The organism is Acinetobacter sp. WC-743, assembly GCF_000335555.1.
Classification (GTDB): Bacteria; Pseudomonadota; Gammaproteobacteria; order Pseudomonadales; family Moraxellaceae; genus Acinetobacter; species Acinetobacter bereziniae.
On sequence record NZ_AMFQ01000080.1, the window covers coordinates 1 to 248 of the forward strand.

Below are 248 nucleotides of genomic sequence, written 5' to 3' on the forward strand. Positions count from 1 at the left end.
TGGTAAAGATGGTGAACCGACGCATAACTTCACGCCTGGTTATGAACTTCATGCCAAATATACGATTTTTGCAGAAGGTTGTCGTGGACATCTCGGTAAGCGTTTAATTGCAAAATACAACTTAGATCAAGATGCCGATCCGCAACATTATGGTATCGGGATTAAAGAGCTTTGGGAAATCGACCCTGCCAAACATAAACCAGGTTTGGTGATGCATGGTTCAGGTTGGCCACTTGCTGAAACTGGTT

Annotated in this window: 1 protein-coding gene; it reads left to right on the forward strand. The window is 43.5% G+C overall.

The annotated features are described in order from the left end of the window. Positions 1–248: NAD(P)/FAD-dependent oxidoreductase (locus tag ACINWC743_RS11545; RefSeq protein WP_009585555.1), on the forward strand; the 248-nt coding region annotated here is incomplete at both ends.